Here is a 21060-nt window from a genome sequence, read left to right as displayed (position 1 = left end):
AATACAATCATGTTTGTCTTTAGCGACATCAATTCCTACATAGATCATATAGGACCTCCCTAATAATAGTATTGATACTGTTTCAGATCCACAGGGCTCCTTGCAATCGTAACCTACTTCTTGATAAACCGTCATGCGGTAACTAACTGATTAACAAATGAACAAAGAGACTGTGGTTGGAGCCTTTTAAAAACCGTCAATGCGGTAGGGTGAAATGACCAATCCACAGTATCTTAAACAGCATAGTCGAACCTATAGAAAAGGTAAAGAAAGACTATGTATATACTAATAGTAGGATGTAATTATCAAAAATATAAGAGGTCTTACGGAATCACCTACCGCTCGCAGGATTGCAGAACCGATATTGTAGAGCATAAGGCCGGTTATTCCCAGGAAATATATCTGTAAATACTGTTTGGCAAGTGGCATAACTGATTCGGGTGTTGACATAAACACCAGTAATCCGGGGGTTAAGAAAAAGCCAAATATCATAAGAGCAATGCTCATAATAAATGTGCAGATAACAGAAGTGTGGACAGCTCGTCTTAATCCGGGAACATTTTTGGCACCAAAATAATGGCTTATTACCACGCTTGAACCGGCAGAAAAGCCCATAAAAAATCCAACCAGAGTATTAATTGCAGGCGCGACACTTGTAACTGCGCCAAGTCCATCAGGCCCTACGACCTGACCTACGATAATACTGTCAATTGTGTTATATAATTGCTGAAATACATTGCCGGCAAGGAGAGGAATTGCAAAAAGGATCATTTCCTTTCTGATATTTCCACTTGTCATATCCATTGTAGAAGATTTAGCCATAATTGTATTCTTTCTAACAAAACAAGATTCTTTAAATAAAATGAAGTAAAAATTGTGGAGTTTTAGTTCCATAGTAGATTAGGAGAAAACTCCTACGATAATAAAAAGACCATCGCATTAAAATTATAAGCGATGGTCTAAAAGATTCAATATATAAAGTTTGATTTATTTATGAACAATTTATTTTTATGCAAGTGAAGCAGTGATGATAGCCATTGAATATACTTCTATCGCATTACAGCCTCGTGAAAGGTCATTGATTGGAGCATTAAGTCCAAGAAGAATAGGACCGTAAGCTTCAAAATTGCCCATTCTCTGTGCAATCTTATATCCAAGGTTACCTGCATTGATATCAGGGAAAATAAATGTGTTAGCGTGACCTGCAACCGGTGAATCGGGAGCTTTCTGCTTTGCAACACGTGGAGCGACAGCAGCGTCAAACTGAAGTTCTCCATCAATAGGTATTTCAGGATATTTAGCCTGAGCCTTCTTGGTTGCGTTCTGCATCTTGGTTACGCTATCGTCCTTCGCTGATCCCTTTGTTGAGAAAGAAAGGAATGCAACCTTAGGATTTACACCGAATCTCTGTGCACAGTTGATTGTTTCGCCACAGATTTCAACAAGTTCATCTTCATTAGGATTGATGTTGATACCGCAATCTGCCATCGCGATAACTTCGTTCTCCCCTGTTGCTGAAGGACGAACGAGGATAAAGCATGAGGAAACAATTGTGTTTTCAGGCTTTGTCTTGATGATCTGAAGAGCAGGACGAACTGTATCAGCAGTTGAATAAGTTGCTCCGCCGAGAAGGCAATCGCCAAGTCCCATTTTTACAAGCATTGTTCCAAAATAGTTTGTCTGTTTAAGAATAGGAATAGCCTTTTCAGGTGTCATTCCCTTGCTTTTTCTAAGCTCACAGAACTGCTCAACCATTTCGTCGAATCTATCATAGTTTTCAGGATCAATAATCTGAGCGCCTCTGATGTTGTATCCGGCATCTTCGGCAGATTTAATTATTTCAGTTTCATTACCTAAGAGAACTGGTTTGAGAAAATTGCCTGCAAGAAGTCTTGAAGCAGCCTCCAGAATTCTTGGGTCAGAGCCCTCCGGGAATATAATTGTTTTAGGGTTTGCTTTAAGTTTTTGTATCATATCGCCAAATCCGTACATTTAATTATCCTCCTTATATGTATCAGATGTTTAATAGAATGTAAGCGCATACATTTTAGATGCGCATTAGGGATTATAATCCTAATATATTCAAAAAAATTTGATTTGAGTCAAAAAAATCAAAAATCATAGTGAATTTTAATAGAAAAGATTGATTATTTTTTAACTATATTATATACTTTGACAATTCACTAATATTTTTTTGAAAGGATTATGATCGCATATGAATATGAACCCTATGATGTTAATGCAGCTTCAGCAGAGGCTTGGCTTGTTTCAACAGGATCACCCAAAGGTAATTCCATTTCTTCAGGCAGTTGGAAATAACGCAGTGACTGAAGGTACTGTATTTGCTGTAAAAGTAACTACTCCGGATGGAAAAGTATTGGAATCAAATATCAAGCTTACGGCAAATGATATCGAAACAATCAATATGATGAAGAATGCAAAATAATTGCATCTCCCGAAAAAAACTATAATAGGCGGCAAATGTTCCTGATCTCCATAAATAATGGACAGTAACCATTTACCGCCTATTATTATATGGAATAGGACATTTCTATTTTATAAAAAACGCTTCACATGTATTAAAAATTCTTTTCGTAATGATCTCCTACCTGCTCAAAACCGAATTTTGTAAGATAGGACTTATGATGCATATCAGGTCCTTTATAAATCAATTTCTTAATTCCTTCACATGGAAGATGATATAATAAGAATTCTCCAACTGAGAAATCTCTATATTCTGGTATACAATAATCCAGTGTTATTTCCATTTCTGAACCTTTTCTGTTTCCCAGAAATAATCCACAGGGCTTTCCGTTATGGAATACAACAAAGCGACTGTTGACACTGTTTAAGTCTATAATAATCCCGGGAAAGCATCTGATAATGTCCCCCATATATTCGTCTATAAGATATTTTAAAATGGATTCGTTTGATTCAACTTCAAGAAAATCATAATCTTTGGTTGTATTACTCATTTTTACAAGGTAATAAATGTTGATAAGCACAAGGCAGGCATTCATCACCGCAGTTGGATAAGAGTGTATGATGAGGGCATAAATTGTGAAAATAATGCTGCCAATTGAATTAACAACCCTGAGTTTAAAAACTGATACCATTAGAAAAGATATTAAAACAAGGGCAGAACCTAGATAACCAATTGCTTCTATAAGGAATTCTGTTGTAACCATGTGGACCTCTCAATCATATTGTCAGTATTTGTGAGTGACTGTAATAACGGTAAAAAATATTGCAATAAAACAATAATGGAAAGTAATAATATGTTACCAAAAATGTAAAATATAATCAAATATTTATTTATTTGCAAAAAATGCAAAATATATGTATTGAAATCGAAAAGTCTGATATTGTTGTTAAGAGTGCTGTTTGATAGAATTATTTCAACACAAACATCTAAGTGCTGATGTTTTGGGACAATATCCCAAGGAAAGAGAGGAAAGTATGAATATTCAATTAATTTCAATTTTTGCCGTTATTCTTATTCTGATAATGGTTATCGTTGCAGGGTATGTGAAAGCTCCGCCGGACAGAGCCTTTATCATTTCAGGCATGAGAAAAAATCCAAGAATACTTATTGGACGTGCAGGTATAAAGATTCCATTTTTTGAAAGAGTAGATAAACTTTATTTAGGTCAGATGACTGTTGATATCAAGACAGAGCAGTCAGTACCAACAAATGATTTTATCAATGTTAATGTAGATGCAGTTGCCAAGGTAAGAATTGGTACAAGTGCAGAAGCAATTCAGCTTGCAGCAAAGAACTTCCTTAATAAAGCACCTGAACAGATCACAGAAGATCTTCAGGATTCATTACAGGGTAATATGCGTGAGATCATTGGTACTCTGGCTCTTAAGACTATTAACACCGACAGAGACAGCTTTTCAGATCAGGTTATGGAAAAAGCATCAAGAGATATGAATAAGCTTGGTATTGAAATTCTGTCATGTAATATTCAGAATGTTACAGATGAAAATGGTCTTATAAATGATCTTGGTATGGATAACACAGCTAAGATCAAGAAAGATGCAGCTATTGCAAAGGCGCAGGCGGACAGAGACGTAGCAATTGCCAAAGCTGAAGCAGATAAAGCAGCAAATGATGCAAGGGTTCTTGCACAGACTGAGATTGCTGAAAAGAATAATGCTCTTGCGATTAAGCAGGCAGAACTTAAGAGAGAGGCAGATACAGCCAGCGCTGTTGCTGATGCAGCATATGAAATTCAACAGCAGGAACAGCAGAAATCAATTCAGACAGCTACAGTAAATGCTCAGATTGCAAAGGCTGAGCGTGAAGCAGAACTCAAACAGAAAGAAGTTCTTGTAAAACAGCAGGAACTCGCTGCAGAAATTGAAAAGAAGGCTGATGCTGAGAAGTACCAGGCTGAAAAGAAAGCTGAAGCAGAACTTGTACAGAGACAGAGAAAAGCTGAGGCTGCTAAATATGAGCAGGAGCGTGAAGCTGATGCAAGAAAAGCTCAGGCAGAAGCTCAGAAGTTCGCTGCAGAACAGGAAGCAGCAGGAATTAAGGCAAAGTATGATGCTGAAGCTGCTGGTATTGCAGCAAAAGGTCGTGCGGAAGCTGAAGCCATTAAGGCAAAAGGTCTTGCAGAAGCTGAAGCAATGGAGAAAAAGGCAGAAGCTTACAAGAAGTACAATGGCGCTGCTATGGCTGAGATGATGATCAAAGTAATGCCTCAGATTGCAGCTGAGATTGCAAAACCTCTTTCACAGATTGATAAGATCAATATCTATGAAACCGGAGAAGGCGGTGAAGGTGGAGCATCAAGGATATCTGGCAACATGCCTGTAGTAATGAAGCAGGTATTTGATACCATGAGCGAGGCAACAGGTGTTGATTTTGCTGAGATCATGAGAGCTAATACATATGATGCAAAGGTAAATAAGAACGTTAATATAACAGGCGCGGATGTGAGTGTTAAGACTGAGAAGTAATATAAAAGATATACAAAACATAATTTAAATATATTATATATCAAATATATGATATAGACTAAGCAGAGGCAGATGATTGATTTACAGTCATCTGCCTTGTTTTGTAGTAAACAAATTCGATTATTACAATAGCAAAAAATGCATAGATTTTAGCGTACTTTGGGCAAAAAAATGCGTTGATTAAGGATAGCATAAAGGTATAATTAAAATGTTGTAGATGAAAAGCTATAATTGACGCTAAAAGGTTATTTTTACTAAACGGGGAAGGAAAATTACATGACTAAGAGCGAATATTTACAAGAGATTGAAAAAGTTAACGAAGCCGGTGATTTCAAGGACAATTGGGAATCTTTGTCCAAGCATGAAACACCTGAATGGTTTAAGGCTGCAAAATTTGGAATATTCATTCATTACGGAATTTACAGCGTTCCGGGTTATGGCAATGAATGGTATTCAAGAAATATGTATAACAAGAATTGCAGGGAATTTAAGCATCATATTGAGACCTATGGTTCACAGAAAGATTTTGGCTACAAGGATTTCATTCCGATGTTCAAAGCTGAAAACTTTGATGCGCAGAGATGGATCAGCACATTTAAAAATGCCGGAGCCAGATATGTTGTGCCTGTAATGGAGCACCACGATGGTTTTGCTATGTATGACACACAGTTCAATAAGTGGAATGCAGCAAATATGGGACCTAAGAAGAATATCGCGGGACTACTCAAGGAAGAATGTGATAAACAGGGACTCACATTCTGCGGTTCATCTCATAGAGCGGAGCATTACTTTTTCATGAACCTTGGACGTGAATTTGACAGCGATGTCAACGATGAGAACTACCAGGATTTTTATGGACCGGCTGTTTTGTGTCCGGAATGGCAGGATGAAAAGTTCACGGATTCCACAGAAGATCCTCATGCAAAGGGTGCTGATAAAGAGTGGCTAGAGGACTGGATTGTAAGAACAGCTGAACTTATCGACAGATATAAGCCATCAATGCTTTATTTTGACTGGTGGATTCAGAATCACTCTTTTAAGCCATATCTTAAGAAGCTGTGCGCATATTACTATAATCGTGCAAAAGAATGGGGAAAAGAAGTAACTATATGCTACAAACATCATGCATTCCCATGGGATGTGGCAACCTATGATGTGGAAAGAGGCGCGTTGACTGAAATATCACCAAGATACTGGCAGACAGATACAGCAATCGGCAACAGATCGTGGGGATATATCAAGGATAATGAGTACAAGAGCGGACGTAAGCTCGTATGCGATCTGATAGATGCTGTGAGCAAAAATGGTAACTTCCTCTTGAATATCGGTCCTAAGCCTGACGGAACATTTACGGAGGAAGATGAAAAGGCTCTTTCAGAAATTGGCGAGTGGATGTCTGTAAATGGCGAAGGCATTTATGACACAACTTATTGGACACAGTATAAAGAAGGCGACACAGTTATCGCAAGCGGAAGCTTTGCAGATTATGAAGAAGTACCATATACAAGTTCTGATTTCAGATTCACTTATAAAAACGGAATTGTCTATGCCTTCTGGATGAAGCCTGCTTTAGAGGATGTTAAGATCAAAGCCTTCAAGAGGCTTAAGATAAGAGATATGCTGATTGACGAAGTGACACTTCTTTCAACCGGCGAAACACTTCCTTTTGAAAGAAATGAAGAAGAGATGGTAATCAAAGCATCTGAGAGCTTTAAGTCAGACATGCCTATCTGCTTTAAGATTAAAATGATGTAATAAAATGGAGAAATAGCCATGAATAGTCTTGCCTTAAAATATGCTCCAATTATATATATGGATAAAAGAGAGCCTGTAGAGATAAAAAGAATAGGATTTACAGAGTATACGAAAAATGGCTCAAAGAGCATATCTTTTAACAGGAAATTTGACTTCGAGAATATGAGAGGTGCCGTAAAAGTACTGGAGTACGCATATTATCTTGATTTTGATATTCAGCATCTGTATGACCTGGAGCATATTTGGGTATATCTTGATGTAAATGACAAAGTGGTTGGGGCTGAAGGAAGCTTTCATGGCAGATTTTTAAATGCTCTGAATAAAGAGTTTGGCAAGTTGGAAAACGAATCTAATATTGTCATGTATTCTCAGCCAGGTAAACATGCAATGGTAGCAGATCCGAAGCTAATGTACATATATACGGAGCTCTTTTCATCATGTGGGAGGCTTGCCGGAATATATGGGCTTGATGCGCCGGAGCGGTTTACTTCAGATATCCATATTTCTGATGAAGATGATAAAAAGATTGTGCAGTATATCAGAGATAATCTGAGTTTTACACCATCCATGGAGTTTGTCAGATGCCATATAGCAGATGATAAATACATGGATGGAGCACAATTGGAAAAAGAAATTCCAGGATTTATAAAGGCGCAGTTAAGTAATCTTGGAATTATGTACTAAAACGGCATCTTGAGACAAACTGGGATAGTGTACTGTCTAGCTCATATTCAATCAAATAACTTGTATCTCAATTTCATATGCTACGTCTGAAAATCTTGACAATGCCCGCATTGCCAGCGATTTATCATCCTTGCCTATGAAATGATCTACTTCGTCATTTGATTAAATATGAACAAGCCAGCACACTAGTACATCATTCAATTAATTTGAATATATTCGGAATTGTTACCAGTTGTCTATGTTAGTGTAGCAGTTTTATCTTTAATTATCTCAAATATATAGGTTGTTAAGATGGTATCAAAAGAAAGACTCATTCCAATCGAAAATGTACTTAATAAATTAAAAAGCCAGATGTTTGGAAACTGTGCTTCTATAGTAGAAGTGCTTGCTCCTGAAGGAATCAGGTGCAAAAAAGTCCCCTATGAGCACAGGCAGGAGCTTTTTGAGGATTATACTAAATGGGAAACCTTTGAACCGGGAACTACCTGGGGAGAGCCGGATGGGCATGAACTTTTTGCGTTTAAAATCTGTATTCCTGAGAAATTCTATGGAAAAGAGGTATTCTTTTTCCTGTCAACGGGAGCTGATGATATATGGAATACTGATAATCCGCAGATGCTCATTTACATAAATGGCAACAGACGAAGCGGAATGGATATGAATCATAACATAGTGAGTATCTATTCTGCAGATGATTGGGAAAAAGAAACTTCTAGGACAATAGATATTCGCATATATGCCTATTCAAATCTTTCGGAAAATGGCAATTATCTTGATATGAAGATAGCTGCGTTGGATGAAGTTGCTCAAAAAGCCTATTTTGATTTACTTGTTCCATTTGATGCTGCAAAAGCGATGCTTGGCATCGATTCAAGACAAAATGCGATAGATTTGCTCAGTGATAAAGAGTCTGTAAATGTAGATAAACCAATTGATGAAAAGAATGCAGATGTTATTTTAAAAACTCTGGAAAAGGCTTGTAATCTGATAATATGGGGAAAAGAAAGTGATGATAAAGGGAGTTGTATTGCAGACACTAAGTCTTTGAAAGCGGCATTGGATTATCTTTGGAATAATCTATATGGTACCGGTGAGAATCCTGCAATTGTTGCATGTGTCGGGCATACGCATATTGATGTTGCCTGGAAATGGCAGACGAAACAGACAAGAGAGAAAGTCATAAGAAGTTATTCTACAGTGATGGAGCTTATGAAAAGGTATCCTGAATATCTTTTTATGGCGAGTACGCCGCAGATGTACGAATATGTCAGAGAGGAAGAACCACAGCTTTTTGATGAGATCTGTTCCAAAGTGAATGAAGGCCGATTTGAGCCTGAAGGAGCAATGTGGCTTGAGGCTGACTGCAATCTTACAAGCGGAGAATCCCTGGTAAGGCAGATTTTGTATGGGAAAAAGTATTTTAAAGAAAAGTTTGGAATAGAAAGCACGATTTTGTGGCTTCCCGATGTTTTTGGATACAGCGCTGCAATGCCCCAGATACTTAACAAGAGTGGGATAAGGGCATTTGTAACTACAAAACTTGCGTGGAATGATACTAACAGACTTCCATATGACCTCTTTTACTGGGAAGGTATTGATAGAAGCAGGATTCCTGCATATATCATAACAACCTGTGATTTTCCCAAGGCTGATCAGGTCATGAACGAAGGCGGAATATTGAATTATACCTACAACGGAAGACAGGATGCCAGTCAGATAATGGGAACCTGGCGCGCCTTTAGAGAAAAAGAGATAACAGATGAAGTATTATCCTGCTATGGCTTTGGAGATGGGGGCGGCGGTCCTACCTGGGAAATGCTTGAGATGGACAGGCGCCTTAGGGCTGGAATTCCGGGTGTGCCAAAGACTGTACAGAAGACGGTTACAGAGTTTTTTGGCGGACTTCTTGAAAAACTTGAGAAAAATGAAAAAGTTCCTACATGGAGCGATGAGCTTTATCTTGAATTTCACCGTGGTACATATACATCCATGGGTAAAAATAAAAGATATAACAGAAAACTTGAGTATCTTTTAAAAGAAGCAGAAATCCTATGTGTATATAAAAAGCTTACGGATGGTTCAGCCTATCCAAAAGAAAACCTTATGAACGCATGGAAAGTGCTTATGCTCAATCAGTTCCATGATATTTTGCCGGGATCTTCTATTGAGGAAGTGTACAAGGATTCCTGGGAAGAATATGAGGCTGCAATTTCCGAAGTAAAGGAAATCATAAGTAAGAGCCTGGTTCAGAAAGGTGATATTTTAGAGAAAAAAGATCCTGTAACTACAGGATATTATGATACTGAAATATGTAAGGACAGCGTGGAATGTACAAATATCGCTGATGAAGTAATGCTTTGCTGCGAAAAAGGCAAGAATGACTTCCCAGCAGTGTTTTTTACAGATTATTACAGCATTTCAATTGATGAAAACGGCCAGATCGTAAGTCTTTATGACATAGAAAATAAGAGAGAATTAAGGGATAAATCTGGTACTGCACTAAATCATCTGATTGCCTTTGAGGATAAGCCAAGGGAGTATGACTGCTGGAACATAGACGCTGATTTTGTGAATGTTTACTGGGATATTACCAAGGCGCAGGGCATAGAAGCTAAGTTTTATTGTTCGTCAAAAGAGAATTCGCCGGATTTAGGGAAAACGATAAGTGCTGATGTCAAGGGTGAGAGGAAATTCGTTGCAGACAACGGTCGGATTGAAATCTGCATCGAGCGACGGTTCAGAAAATCAACCATTTGGCAGACTATCATTTTGTATGCAAAATCCAGGCGGATTGATTTTAAGACGAAGGTCGACTGGCATGAGCATCAGATTTTGTTAAAAGCAGCATTCCCTGTTGATATCGAGGCATCTGAAATTAGCTGTGAGGTCCAGTTTGGCAGCATAAAAAGAAAGCTTAAAAAGGACAATAGCTGGGATAAGGCAAAGTTTGAATGCTGTGCTCATAAATGGATAGATATCACATCCGATGATGGTGATTATGGTGTTGCTATCCTTAATGACTGCAAATATGGTTATGACGCAAAAGAAAAGCTGATGAGGCTTACCCTTATAAAATCGGGGATTTTTCCTAATCCCAATGCGGATCAGGGCATACATGAGTTTACTTATTCATTATTACCACATAAAGGAAACCATATTGCAGGAAAAGTTATAGAGGAAGCGCGAAAACTTAACGAAAACAACCATTATTGGGCGCCTCAGCTTCTTTTGAACCGATTCAAAACGAATTCTTCAGAAAAGGCAATTGATACTATTACAAAAGAACTGATCGACATTGAAAGAGATGGCATTTTTGTCGAGGCTATAAAGCTTTCAGAAAACTCAGAAGATATTATTATAAGGCTTTATGAGGGATACGGAAGAGATGTGGCTGTAAAAGTAAAGCTGTTTCAGAATATGGATATTCTACTGGAGAGTGTCGTAGAATGTAACCTTATGGAAGAGGCAATTGAGGACGACAGCCTGATAAACACTGATGAAAATGCAGCGAAAGAGCTTAGCATGACCTTTAAACCGTTTGAAATTAAGACATTAAAAATCAGGACGCAAAAAATGCAATCTTTTTAAAGATTTGCTATAAAAAGTGCGTAGATAATGCACGACTAAAAAAATAAAATGTATGATATAGGATTATGATTTGCTGGTCAAAATATAAATCCTATATCATACATTTTTTTGTTCACAATTGGGAATACCCTCCGGTGAAAGGTGGCAGAGAGCATGAGTAAAGAAAGCAAATTTTTGAGCATAGCAATCGGACTTTTACAAGGACTTAACAAGGATGAAAGCAGAGAGGACAAGATTGTTGAGTCAATGGATGCGGACAAAATGTGCAAATATATAGAGTATGTAAATGAGCATTTTGCCTGCAGTGAAAATAGGAGAACGAATGAAGTAGACTATGCCGGAAAAAATGACAGAAACAGATTTCACAGAAATGGCCTGGTGCCAAACGGCGCGCCACTGGGAAATTTATTCGTAGAAACCAGGTGCCGCGGAAAGGGAACTCCAGCTCAGGTGAAGCTTTTTAAGCTACTCGAGAATGAAGATTTTGATTCTTTTAACAGGGTAAACGGAAAAATAACCATGATCCGTGATATTACGGGTTTTGATGGTTGTCTTTCACGAAAGCTTCCTGTGGGGCGTTATGTGATAGAGGTGTCCAAGGGCAGCGAATATGAAATAATAACCGACAATTTAACTATTGCTGCAGATGAATATACGAAAAAAGAATATGAGCTTAACAGGTTTGTGAATTTGGAGGGCGAAGGCTGGATGGCAGGAGAACTGCATCATCACAGCATATATTCCAGTCCTGTTTTTGGAGGAGACGATGATGTGGTGGAGACTCCTGAGCAGATAGCAAATTCGATGATGGCGATGGGGCTTGCCTACGGGGCATTATCAGATCATCATAATGTGCTCAATCATGCCGCATGGAAAGCAAATCGCCGCAATGACTTTGTGCCTATTGTTTCAAAGGAAATATCCACATCTAATGGCCATGTAATGGCTATGGGAGTTGCCAAAGATGTGATTTACGCGATTCCGGAGGACAAGGACAGGACAGATGAATATCTTCGCAACGAATTTGTGAGGATTACTGATGAAATCAAGGAAAACGGAGGTCTGGCGCAGATAAATCATCCAAGAGACCTTCAAAGATCAATCTCTTGGAATCCTGATTTTTACGATATGCTGGATATATTTGAGACCATGGAAATATGGAATGGCTCCAATCCTATGATGAGTGGAAGCACCAATGATGCGGCAAGACTTTTATGGATCTCACTACTTAAAAAAGGACTGTTTTTGCCGGCAACCACAGGAAGTGATACGCATAATATCTGCGCAGATGATTATCACGTGCTCTTTGATGAAATCATGGAAACGCTTGATGCGATTGATAAAAATGTTGATGAACTTAACAGTAAATATGCGGATGAAACCCATGTAATGTTGGAGATAGGTTCAAAACTGCTTCCGATACTGGAAAAATGGGCTGAAACCAGTCTTACAAGTGGATGCGTAAGGACATATGTGCATTTTGATTCTTCAGAAGAAAGAGATATTACACATTCGCAGGAATATATCCTTGATCTTTTGAGGAATGGAAACAGTTTCCTTACAAATGGACCTATTCTCATTCCTAAGGTGAATGGGAAGCTCCCCGGTGAAACTGTGAAAGTAAAGGCAGCGGACAGCAAGCTGACCATAGATATCAGACTTTTGTCCAACAGAAGGCTCAGCAAGCTTAAAATCTGCACAGAAAACGGAGTGAGAAAAGAAATTCCGCTTAAAGGGCAAAAAACTGGCGGATTTTTCGACTATAGCATGAATCTGACAGAGGCAGCATTAGACGATAATTATATGTATTTTACCGCTGAACTTGATTGTACAAACATGGTGATAACAAATCCGGTGCTCATAAGGAGAAATTGAGTTAATGTTCAGGCATAAAATGCGCACTGTGCTGCGCATTTATTGAAAAAAGATTTATGATATTACGTTCCAATTACTGCAGACTGTCGGTATTCTCTCGGCGAAGTGCCTGTAAGTTTGTTAAAAACACGGTTGAACTGAGAGAAGGATGAAAAACCGCAGTCTGAAGCAATTGCAGATATCTTTTCATTGCTGGAAACCAGTTTGTACTGAGCATTCTTTATTCTTGTGAGCTGTATGTAGTTAGACAGATTAAAACCGGTGATCTGCTTGAATTCTCTGGAAAGGTAACTGGAACTTATAAAGAACTGTTCAGAGAGAGAATCCAAAGAGATATCCTCATTGTAGTGGTTGTGTATATAGGAGGATATTTCATACATTTTTTGCTCAATTGAATTATAAGTCTGCTCGTTTTTATAAAGATTTTTATCTTTTAACTCATAAAAAGTATAGAGAAGTTCCTGAAATTTGGTATGAATATAGAATTCATCAGCAGGATTTCCATAATACTTGTGTTCTTTTGAAAAAATAAAAAGGTTGTTGAGGATATCAAATATTCTTTTTTGATCCTGAAAATCAAATCTGAAAATAGGGACATCTTGAAAAAATGGTTCAAGAATTGCCTTGTAAGCGCTCTCTGTCTCAGGTTTATCCAAAGGATACATAAAGTCAATGATTATTCGTTTACTGGGTTCGCCCTTGTAATATACGGATTTGTGCATGACTGAAGGCGCCAGCAAGACTATATCTCCCATTCGGATGTTATAGGGAACACCCTCTATCAGGTGAGAAGCATTGGGCGCAAGCAAAACCAGCATTTCATAGTATGGGTGCAAATGCTGGAATTCCATGTTCACGGAAGCATCCCTTTTATCATAGTCAATGTAGTAATAAATGTTATTAGGGATGTTGTTGATGATTATATAATGGTTGTCTTCGTAGTAAATATTATCATTTATTAGCATGAAATTAGTATATATGAAATAGAAAGAGGTAGCAAATGAAAGTAGAAAGAAATGAGATCATGTCTGTTTTGGAGGTTCTGGCAGAAAGCTTTCAGAAATTTCTTTTTGAAGATGACGAAATATTTCTGGAAAATATGAAGACCAAGAACCTGGCAGGAGATGATGTATCAAGATATCAGCATTGGGAGTGGACTCAGGGAGTCGGGCTTTATGGGCTTTTTCAACTGGCTGACGAGCTTGGCGATGAGAAATATATTAGTTTTCTTAAAGATTTTTATGACAAGGAAATATCTCTTGGACTTCCGGCTAAGAATATCAATACCTGCGCACCAATGCTGACTTTGGCATTTCTTTTGAAGGATAAAGAAAACCCTGTGTACAAGAAAACGTGTCATGAGTGGGCAGAAGCTATAATGCACGATTTTGCAAGAACTCAGGAAGGCGGACTTCAGCATAGAACCTCAGATAGCGAAAATACTGAGGAATTATGGGATGATACGCTGTTTATGACAGTTATGTTCCTGGCTATGATGGGTGAGATTGAAAATAATGAAGAATACAAGGAAGAAGCAAGATATCAGTTCCTGCTGCATATAAAGTATCTTGTGGACCACAAGACAGGACTTTTATATCACGGATGGACTTTCCTTGATAAGAATAATTTCGCTGAGGCTCTTTGGGGGAGAGGCAACTGCTGGTTTACCATGGCCGTTCCTGAATATCTTGCTATTGCGGATGTAAAGGGAGCTGACAGGAGATTTCTGACAGAAGCGCTTGTTCAGCAGGTAAAAGCACTTGAAAAGTATCAGGATGAAGGCGGAATGTGGCACACACTGGTTGATGATCCAACGTCCTATCTGGAAGCAAGCGCAACCTGTGGATTTGCTTATGGAATATTGAAAGCGGTGCGACTTGGTCTCATTGACAAAAAATATCAAGTGGTTGGATTAAAGGCTCTGAAGCCGATATTAGAGCTTATAGATAAGGATGGCACAGTCAATCAGGTTTCATATGGCACTCCTATGGGTAGAGAGACCAAAGATTTCTATAAAGGAATTGAAATTAAACCAATGCCTTACGGACAGGCACTTGCGATGCTGTTTTTATTAGAAGTATTGAAGGCAAACGCATAAATTAGAAACGGTGAATGAAACATGTATCGAATAGGTATAGATGTAGGTGGAACAAATATAGCCATTGGGCTTGTGGATGAGGACTACAAGATTACAGAAAAAATCGTAATTAAGACATCCGAGGCAAAAGAGCCTGAACTAATGATAAAAGAAATTGCAGGCGCAGTATGCGAGATCATAAAAAAAGCAGGCGCCAGCGAAGAAGATATTGAGGCAATAGGAGTTGGCGTTCCCGGGACTGCGGAGCTTGATACGGGAAAGATAATGTATGCCAATAATCTTGGCTTTGAGGATGTGCCTTTTTTACCTGAGCTTAAGAAGGCGCTGGGAACAAAACTTGGGGAAAAGACATTTTTTGACAATGATGCAAATGCTGCCGCTATTGGTGAATACATTACCGGCGGTTATGATGCGCCTAATTTTATGATGGTTACGTTGGGAACCGGCGTCGGTGGCGGAATCATAATCAATGGAAAATTAATACGAGGCTGCAATTTTGCTGCTGCGGAATTTGGCTTTATGTCCATAAATATTGAGGACAAAGACAGCATCTGCGGAAGAAAAGGCGGCTTTGAAGATTATGCCTCTGCAAGTGCGCTGATAAGACAGGCAAGACAAGAAATGATCACTGAAGAAGGCAAGAAATCAGCACTTTGGGATGATATTGAGGATGTTGAAGACCTTGACGGAGAAAGATTTTTTGCTGCAGTGAGAAAAAAAGATGAAACGGCGCAGAAAGTGCTTAACAGATATTCGGATTATCTTGCCGAGGGACTTACAAACCTTATCAATATCCTGCAACCGGACGTGCTGGTTCTTAGCGGTGGAATAACAAGGGCTGCAGATCTTTTTATAGACAGAGTCAGAAAAAAAGTGCTTAGCGACGTTTATTCCAGAACAAGCAGGATAAATACCAAGATAACCATCGCAAGAGGCATAGCAGATGCCGGAGATGTGGGAATTATCGGCGCTGCGCTTATAGATAAAATGTAGGACGAGGAAAAAATATTATGGAAAAACATTATGAATTTATATTGAAGGACACTGAAGAACTTGTATATGAATCCATGTGCAGACAGATCATGGATGAGAAAAATGAGAATGTGGGATCTTTTCTGGATAACGATCATATTCTGGATGCTAAATATACAATCTATCGTACTGCTTCAATGATTTCTTTATATTGCAATGAGGATAGCAAACTTTACAGAGATGAGGATCTTTATAAGAGAATCATGCTGGGGCTTGGATGTGCGAAGAAAATGCAGCTGGAAAGCGGTTTATATGACTATGTTACCTGTAATTTCAGCTCTGCGCCCGATACGGCTTTTTGTATCAAAAAGCTTATGCCAACTTTCTTTTTCCTAAGAGATATCAGAGGCAAAAAGAGGACTGATAAGGAAGAAAAAATATTCAATATTATCAACGAAATCATTGAAAAAGCTGCTAAAGGAATAATAACAGGTGGTTTTCATACGCCAAATCACAGATGGGCAATCGCGTCAACTTTGATGGAGTGCTATAAGATTTACGGAGATGAGAAAATGGCTGCCTGCGCGAAAAGGTACCTTGCTGAAGGCATAGACTGCAATGAAGACGGTGAATATACTGAAAAATCTGCGGGAAATTATAACCGGGTAAATAATGATGCGATGATCACTCTTTCTGAGGCAACCGGGGATACATCATACGAGGAGCATGTTATCAGAAATCTTAAAATGATGCTTCATTACTGGGAGCCTGACGGTTCAGTGTTTACTGCCAATTCAACCCGTTTTGACAAGGACAGGCTCATGTATCCGACAGATTATTATACGGAATATATGCTTATGGCGCAGCGTCACGGAATCATGGAATTTTATGAGATGTGCAACACAATCATAGATATCTGCCAGAAAAAGAACCTTCATGGCCCGGATTGTCTTATCTATTTTATGTGGTATCCCGAGTGGAAAAATATAGAGCATGATGGATTATACAAAAATCCCGATTACCATGTCTTTTACCAAAACTCAGGTATTTCAAGGAATAAGACAGGAAGATATACCTATACTGTCATGAATGGAAAGTCTAATTTCCTGTATTTTCACAATGGTTCGATAAAACTTGAGATGAAGGTTGCAGGAAGCTTTTGCGAGCACAGGGCATTTAAGGGAGAGACCATGGAAGAAACACCGGATGGCCTCCATTTACACCAGACCATGCATGGATGGTATTACCTGCCATGGAGCGAAGAAAAGATGCCCGCAACAAGCGACTGGTGGCAGATGGATAATGCTGCAAGGGATAAAAAGATGGGACCTGACATGGATATAGATGTCTGGGTTTCTGAAAGTCCGGAAAAAGACGGTATTGATGTCAGGGTTAAGACAAGTGGTGTCGAGGGCGCACCGTGGAGAATCGAAATGTCTGTAACCGGCGCTGACTTCATGGAAAATGGTCACATGGCAACGTCTCTTAGGGGGAATGAGACTATCATAGCTAAAGATGATTATGTTTCACTATCCAATAATAAGGATACTTTGATCGTAGGTCCGGGCTTTGGAACTCACAGATTTATGGAGGGAAAAGAGGATTCAGAGCTTACAAATGCAGGTTCATCAACAGTTTATTTTACTGATTATACAGGTTTTGACCATACGATTTCTATCAGAAACATGAGAAGTCAGGTATAAGGAAAATTGTTCAGGGGTTTGGTGATTATGGCAAATGAGTTTATTGTACCCGGCAGGATTATTACCGGGAGCAGAAGCTTAAAAGAACTTAATAATTGCATAGATGATATTGGGAAAAAAGCGCTTATTGTGTGCGACCAGATTGCCGTAAGGCTTGGGAAAGTAAAAATTATTGGGGACATTCTTTCTTCTAAAAAGATAAAATTTGCAATCTTTGATAATTTTCTTGAAGAACCTACAGATTTGATGGTTGAAGAGGCTTTTTCCATATATAAAAAGGAAAAATGCGATTTTTTTATAGGTATTGGCGGTGGAAGCGCGCTGGACATTATGAAAGCGGTAGCAGTTATGGACGCCATTGGCGGGAAGTTATCTGATCAAAGGGGAAAAGAAATCTCTGGGATAAATGCGAAGATGATAGCAATTCCCACAACAGCAGGGACAGGTTCAGAAGCATCGCAGTATGCAATAATAACCGACACTGCTTCAGGTGTTAAGGCGCTTTTTAAGGGAAAAGAACTGATGCCGGACATTGTAATAATTGATCCTGATCTTACGGAAACGCTATCACCCAAAATGACAGCGTCAACAGGTATCAGTGCTCTTGCACATGCGATAGAGGCATATACTTCCCAAAAGGCGCAGCCATTGACAGATACGTTGGCTTTATCGGCGATAAAGCGAATTTATAACTATCTGCCGCTTGCGTATCGCGACAGTGGCAATGATGTTGCAAGGCGTGAATTGTCTATAGCGGCGCTCGAAGCAGGGATGGCATTTAACAATTCAAGCGCAACGTTGGTTCACGCTATGACTTGTGCAATTGGCGCGCGTTTTCATGTTCCCTATGGGATTGCAAATGCAATGATCCTTAGTGGCTGCCTTGAGTATGCCAAGGAGGGCGCAAGGAGCAGATTTGCAGAAATGGCGAGGGTTATAGGCGCGGCTATAGATAATGATTCCGAGGACAGGGCGGCAGAGTTCTTTTTACTTGAGATAAAAAAAATATGCGATATTTGTCATATGCCAACATTTAAAGGTTATGGGATTTCGAGAGAAGCTTTTTTTGCGCAGATAGATAAAATGACAAAAGATGCAATGGAAAGCGGATGTGCTTCAAATACCAGAAGAGAGGTAGATGAAGAGGTTTTGAAGGATTTATACAGGAAAATATATGCCTGAAAGACTTAAATGACAAAAAATGCAATCTTTTTATCAAAATAGCAAAAAAATAAGCTATTTAGAGGATAAAAGGTCTGATAGAATATTTCTATCGTAAGGTATAGCGAAATGCAAAAAGGAGGAATTATGAGAAAGAAATTGAATTCAAAAGCAGTTTCATTAGCTCTGGCAGCTGCTACTTCAATGTCAGTGCTTGCAGGCTGTGGCGGAGCAGCTACACCAAGCCAGACAACAGATTCTGCCGAGACTACAGAAACTCAGGAAACAACTACTGAAAAGGAAACTACTACAGATATTGCTTCTTCAACTGAAGAGGTCAAGGTAGAAGGTTTTGCAGAAGCTCCTATGCTTGCAGATCAGGTTGCAGCAGGAAAACTTCCTTCAGTAGATGAGAGAATTCCAAATTCTGATAATGTATTTGTTGAAACAGTAGATGCCACAGGCGGAAAGCTTGAGATTGGCAACTATGGTGGGGTTATCAATCTTGGCGGCGCAGGCGGAAGCTGGGGACTTTCAAGACCAAGTTTGGAGTCAATTATCCGTTACAATACAGATGGTTCATATTATCCAAACGTAATCAAGTCATTTGAACATAATGATGATTACACAGTCTGGACCTTCAAACTCAGAGAAGGTATGAAGTGGTCAGACGGAGAACCATTCACAGCTGATGACATTACATTCTGGTATTACATGTGCCACCTTACAAACTTTGACAGCAAAAAGAGCTGGGTAGCACTTAAGGAAGACGTAAACGGCGAAGATGCATGGGCAACTCTTAAGAAAGTTGACGATTACACAGTAACATGGACATTCGTTAATCCTAAGTATCCGGCAGATTTCATTGAAAATGGTGATTTTAAGTGGTGTTGGGCGCCTGCTCATTATTTAAGTGATCTTATTCCGGATTCAGAAGATTATCCATATGTAGAGAATGAATACTGGCAGAGCACAGGTCTTTCTGAGGAAGATGTTCTTGCAAATGCTCAGAAGAAGAACATTGACGCAGCAACTGTTAAGGACCTTGGAAAAGCAGTATCATACAACTTCTGGAATGTATCAGGAGTTCCTACACTTAACTCTTTCGTACTTTCAACAGTACCCGGAAACAGCTCCAAGGATGACACACTTTGCATCATGGACCGTAACCCATACTTCTGGAAAGTCGATGCAGCAGGGAATCAGCTCCCATATGTTGATGCGCTTCATTTCAATCAGACATCTGAGGATGGACAGGATCTTCTTATGTTCCGTTCAGGCGAGATTGATATCATAACAATTGCTATGAAAGACATCGCTGCTACATTGTCAGATCTTGGCGATGCTGCAGAACTTCGTGAATGGGGAACAACAGGCTGGGGTAGCTACCAGATCACATTCAACTATACAAATACTGACAAGAATTATGCAGATCTTTTTGCAAATAAGGATTTCCGTGAGGCAATGTCAATCTGTGTAGACAGAAAACAGGTTTCAGAGCTTCTTACAGACGGATTCCTTGAGCCGGGACAGTGCGGACCACAGGAAGGAAACGTTGGTTACGATGCTGAGTGGCAGAGCAAGTGGACAGAGTACGATGTTGAAAAGGCAAAGAGCCTTCTTGAAGGTTGCGGACTTGAAATGGGAGCAGATGGTTTCTATCATTTCGCAGATGGTTCAGATCTCATGCTTACATTCCTTGCTTATGACGGAACAGCTGATGAATCATATCCTGTTTTTGAACAGTATTATAAGGCAGTTGGCATCAATTGCGCGCTTAAGAACCTTGAAGTATCAGCTTTTGATGAGACAATCGATAACAATGACTGGGTTGCAGTAATGGGGCCTCACACAGAAATCGGCGGAGCATCACTTAAGGACAGAGCAGCTCCATTCGTACCTATCGCACAGGCTGCTGAGTGGTATGGAGAATATGGTACATTCTACGCAACTAAGGGCGCTCAGGGTGTTGAGCCTACAGGCGATATGGCTAAGCTGGTTGAACTGTATGACAAGTGGCGTCTGACATCCGATGACGGAGAGAGAGAAGAATATCAGGCTGAGATTTATAAGATTCATAAAGAAAATCTCTGGTCCATCGCATATCTTAAGTCAGAGGGCTTCTATGAACTTATCAATTCAAAGGTTAAGAACTATGCGGACAACCTTGTAACAGCAGACTGCTATCAGTATGCTAACATGACTCACTATGAGGTTCTTTTCAAGGCTGAATAAGGTATTAAATCTTTAGTA

General features: G+C 39.2%; 15 protein-coding genes. 11 read left to right on the top strand and 4 right to left on the bottom strand.

Annotated features, from left to right (window positions below; genetic code table 11):
* Positions 1-285: 285 nt before the first annotated feature.
* Together BM086_RS09960 and pta are read right to left on the bottom strand one after the other, a co-directional pair.
* Positions 286-822, bottom strand: a complete 537-nt coding sequence (locus BM086_RS09960) for an MATE family efflux transporter (RefSeq protein ID WP_242952165.1) — start codon at positions 820-822, stop codon at positions 286-288.
* 186 nt (positions 823-1008) lie between these two features.
* Positions 1009-1992 carry a phosphate acetyltransferase gene (gene pta, locus BM086_RS09955; RefSeq protein ID WP_092325871.1) on the bottom strand — a complete coding sequence of 328 codons (984 nt, stop codon included), beginning with the start codon at positions 1990-1992 and terminating at the stop codon, positions 1009-1011.
* Between the two features lie 223 nt (positions 1993-2215).
* Between pta and BM086_RS09950 the strand changes: the two genes are divergently transcribed.
* Complete coding sequence (locus tag BM086_RS09950) at positions 2216-2446, top strand: hypothetical protein (protein WP_092325870.1); 231 nt, start codon at positions 2216-2218, stop codon at positions 2444-2446.
* Between the two features lie 133 nt (positions 2447-2579).
* On the opposite strand, the gene BM086_RS09945 is transcribed toward BM086_RS09950, so the two are convergent.
* A complete protein-coding gene (locus BM086_RS09945; protein WP_092325869.1) occupies positions 2580-3188 on the bottom strand; it encodes a YgjV family protein in 609 nt (202 codons plus the stop codon).
* A 271-nt stretch (positions 3189-3459) separates the two neighbouring features.
* On the opposite strand from BM086_RS09945, the gene BM086_RS09940 reads away from it, so the two are divergent.
* The 5 genes from BM086_RS09940 (at position 3460) to BM086_RS09920 (ending at position 12873) form a co-directional block, all read left to right on the top strand.
* A complete protein-coding gene (locus BM086_RS09940; RefSeq protein WP_092325868.1) occupies positions 3460-4971 on the top strand; it encodes a flotillin family protein in 1512 nt (503 codons plus the stop codon).
* 276 nt (positions 4972-5247) lie between these two features.
* Positions 5248-6726, top strand: coding sequence for an alpha-L-fucosidase (locus BM086_RS09935; RefSeq protein WP_092325867.1), 1479 nt, complete (start codon positions 5248-5250; stop codon positions 6724-6726).
* Positions 6727-6744: 18 nt separating this feature from the next.
* Complete coding sequence (locus BM086_RS09930; RefSeq protein ID WP_092325866.1) at positions 6745-7410, top strand: hypothetical protein; 666 nt, start codon at positions 6745-6747, stop codon at positions 7408-7410.
* A gap of 291 nt (positions 7411-7701) precedes the next feature.
* Positions 7702-10998, top strand: a complete 3297-nt coding sequence (locus tag BM086_RS09925; RefSeq protein ID WP_092325865.1) for an alpha-mannosidase — start codon at positions 7702-7704, stop codon at positions 10996-10998.
* A 153-nt stretch (positions 10999-11151) separates the two neighbouring features.
* Entirely contained in the window at positions 11152-12873 is a 1722-nt protein-coding gene (locus BM086_RS09920; RefSeq protein ID WP_092325864.1) for a CehA/McbA family metallohydrolase, read from the top strand.
* Positions 12874-12935: 62 nt separating this feature from the next.
* Here the strand turns inward: BM086_RS09920 and BM086_RS09915 are convergent, their stop codons facing one another.
* Positions 12936-13724, bottom strand: a complete 789-nt coding sequence (locus BM086_RS09915; protein ID WP_092325863.1) for an AraC family transcriptional regulator — start codon at positions 13722-13724, stop codon at positions 12936-12938.
* Positions 13725-13873: 149 nt separating this feature from the next.
* Here BM086_RS09915 and bglB point away from each other — a divergent pair, with 149 nt between their 5' ends.
* The 5 genes from bglB (at position 13874) to BM086_RS09890 (ending at position 21042) form a co-directional block, all read left to right on the top strand.
* On the top strand, positions 13874-14971 hold the full coding sequence (bglB, locus tag BM086_RS09910) for a beta-galactosidase BglB (RefSeq protein ID WP_092325862.1): 1098 nt from the start codon (positions 13874-13876) through the stop codon (positions 14969-14971).
* Between the two features lie 21 nt (positions 14972-14992).
* Positions 14993-15964, top strand: coding sequence for an ROK family protein (locus BM086_RS09905; RefSeq protein ID WP_092325861.1), 972 nt, complete (start codon positions 14993-14995; stop codon positions 15962-15964).
* 17 nt (positions 15965-15981) lie between these two features.
* Positions 15982-17646, top strand: coding sequence for a hypothetical protein (locus BM086_RS09900; RefSeq protein ID WP_092325860.1), 1665 nt, complete (start codon positions 15982-15984; stop codon positions 17644-17646).
* 27 nt (positions 17647-17673) lie between these two features.
* Positions 17674-18828, top strand: a complete 1155-nt coding sequence (locus tag BM086_RS09895; protein ID WP_092325859.1) for an iron-containing alcohol dehydrogenase — start codon at positions 17674-17676, stop codon at positions 18826-18828.
* 126 nt (positions 18829-18954) lie between these two features.
* A complete protein-coding gene (locus BM086_RS09890; protein WP_175560201.1) occupies positions 18955-21042 on the top strand; it encodes an ABC transporter substrate-binding protein in 2088 nt (695 codons plus the stop codon).
* The last annotated feature ends 18 nt before the right edge of the window (positions 21043-21060 follow it).

Origin of the sequence: Butyrivibrio sp. YAB3001, from assembly GCF_900112195.1 — a bacterium.
Classification (GTDB): Bacteria; Bacillota; Clostridia; order Lachnospirales; family Lachnospiraceae; genus Butyrivibrio.
Note: the sequence above shows the minus strand (reverse complement) of the source record. Positions and strands in the feature narration are given on the sequence as shown.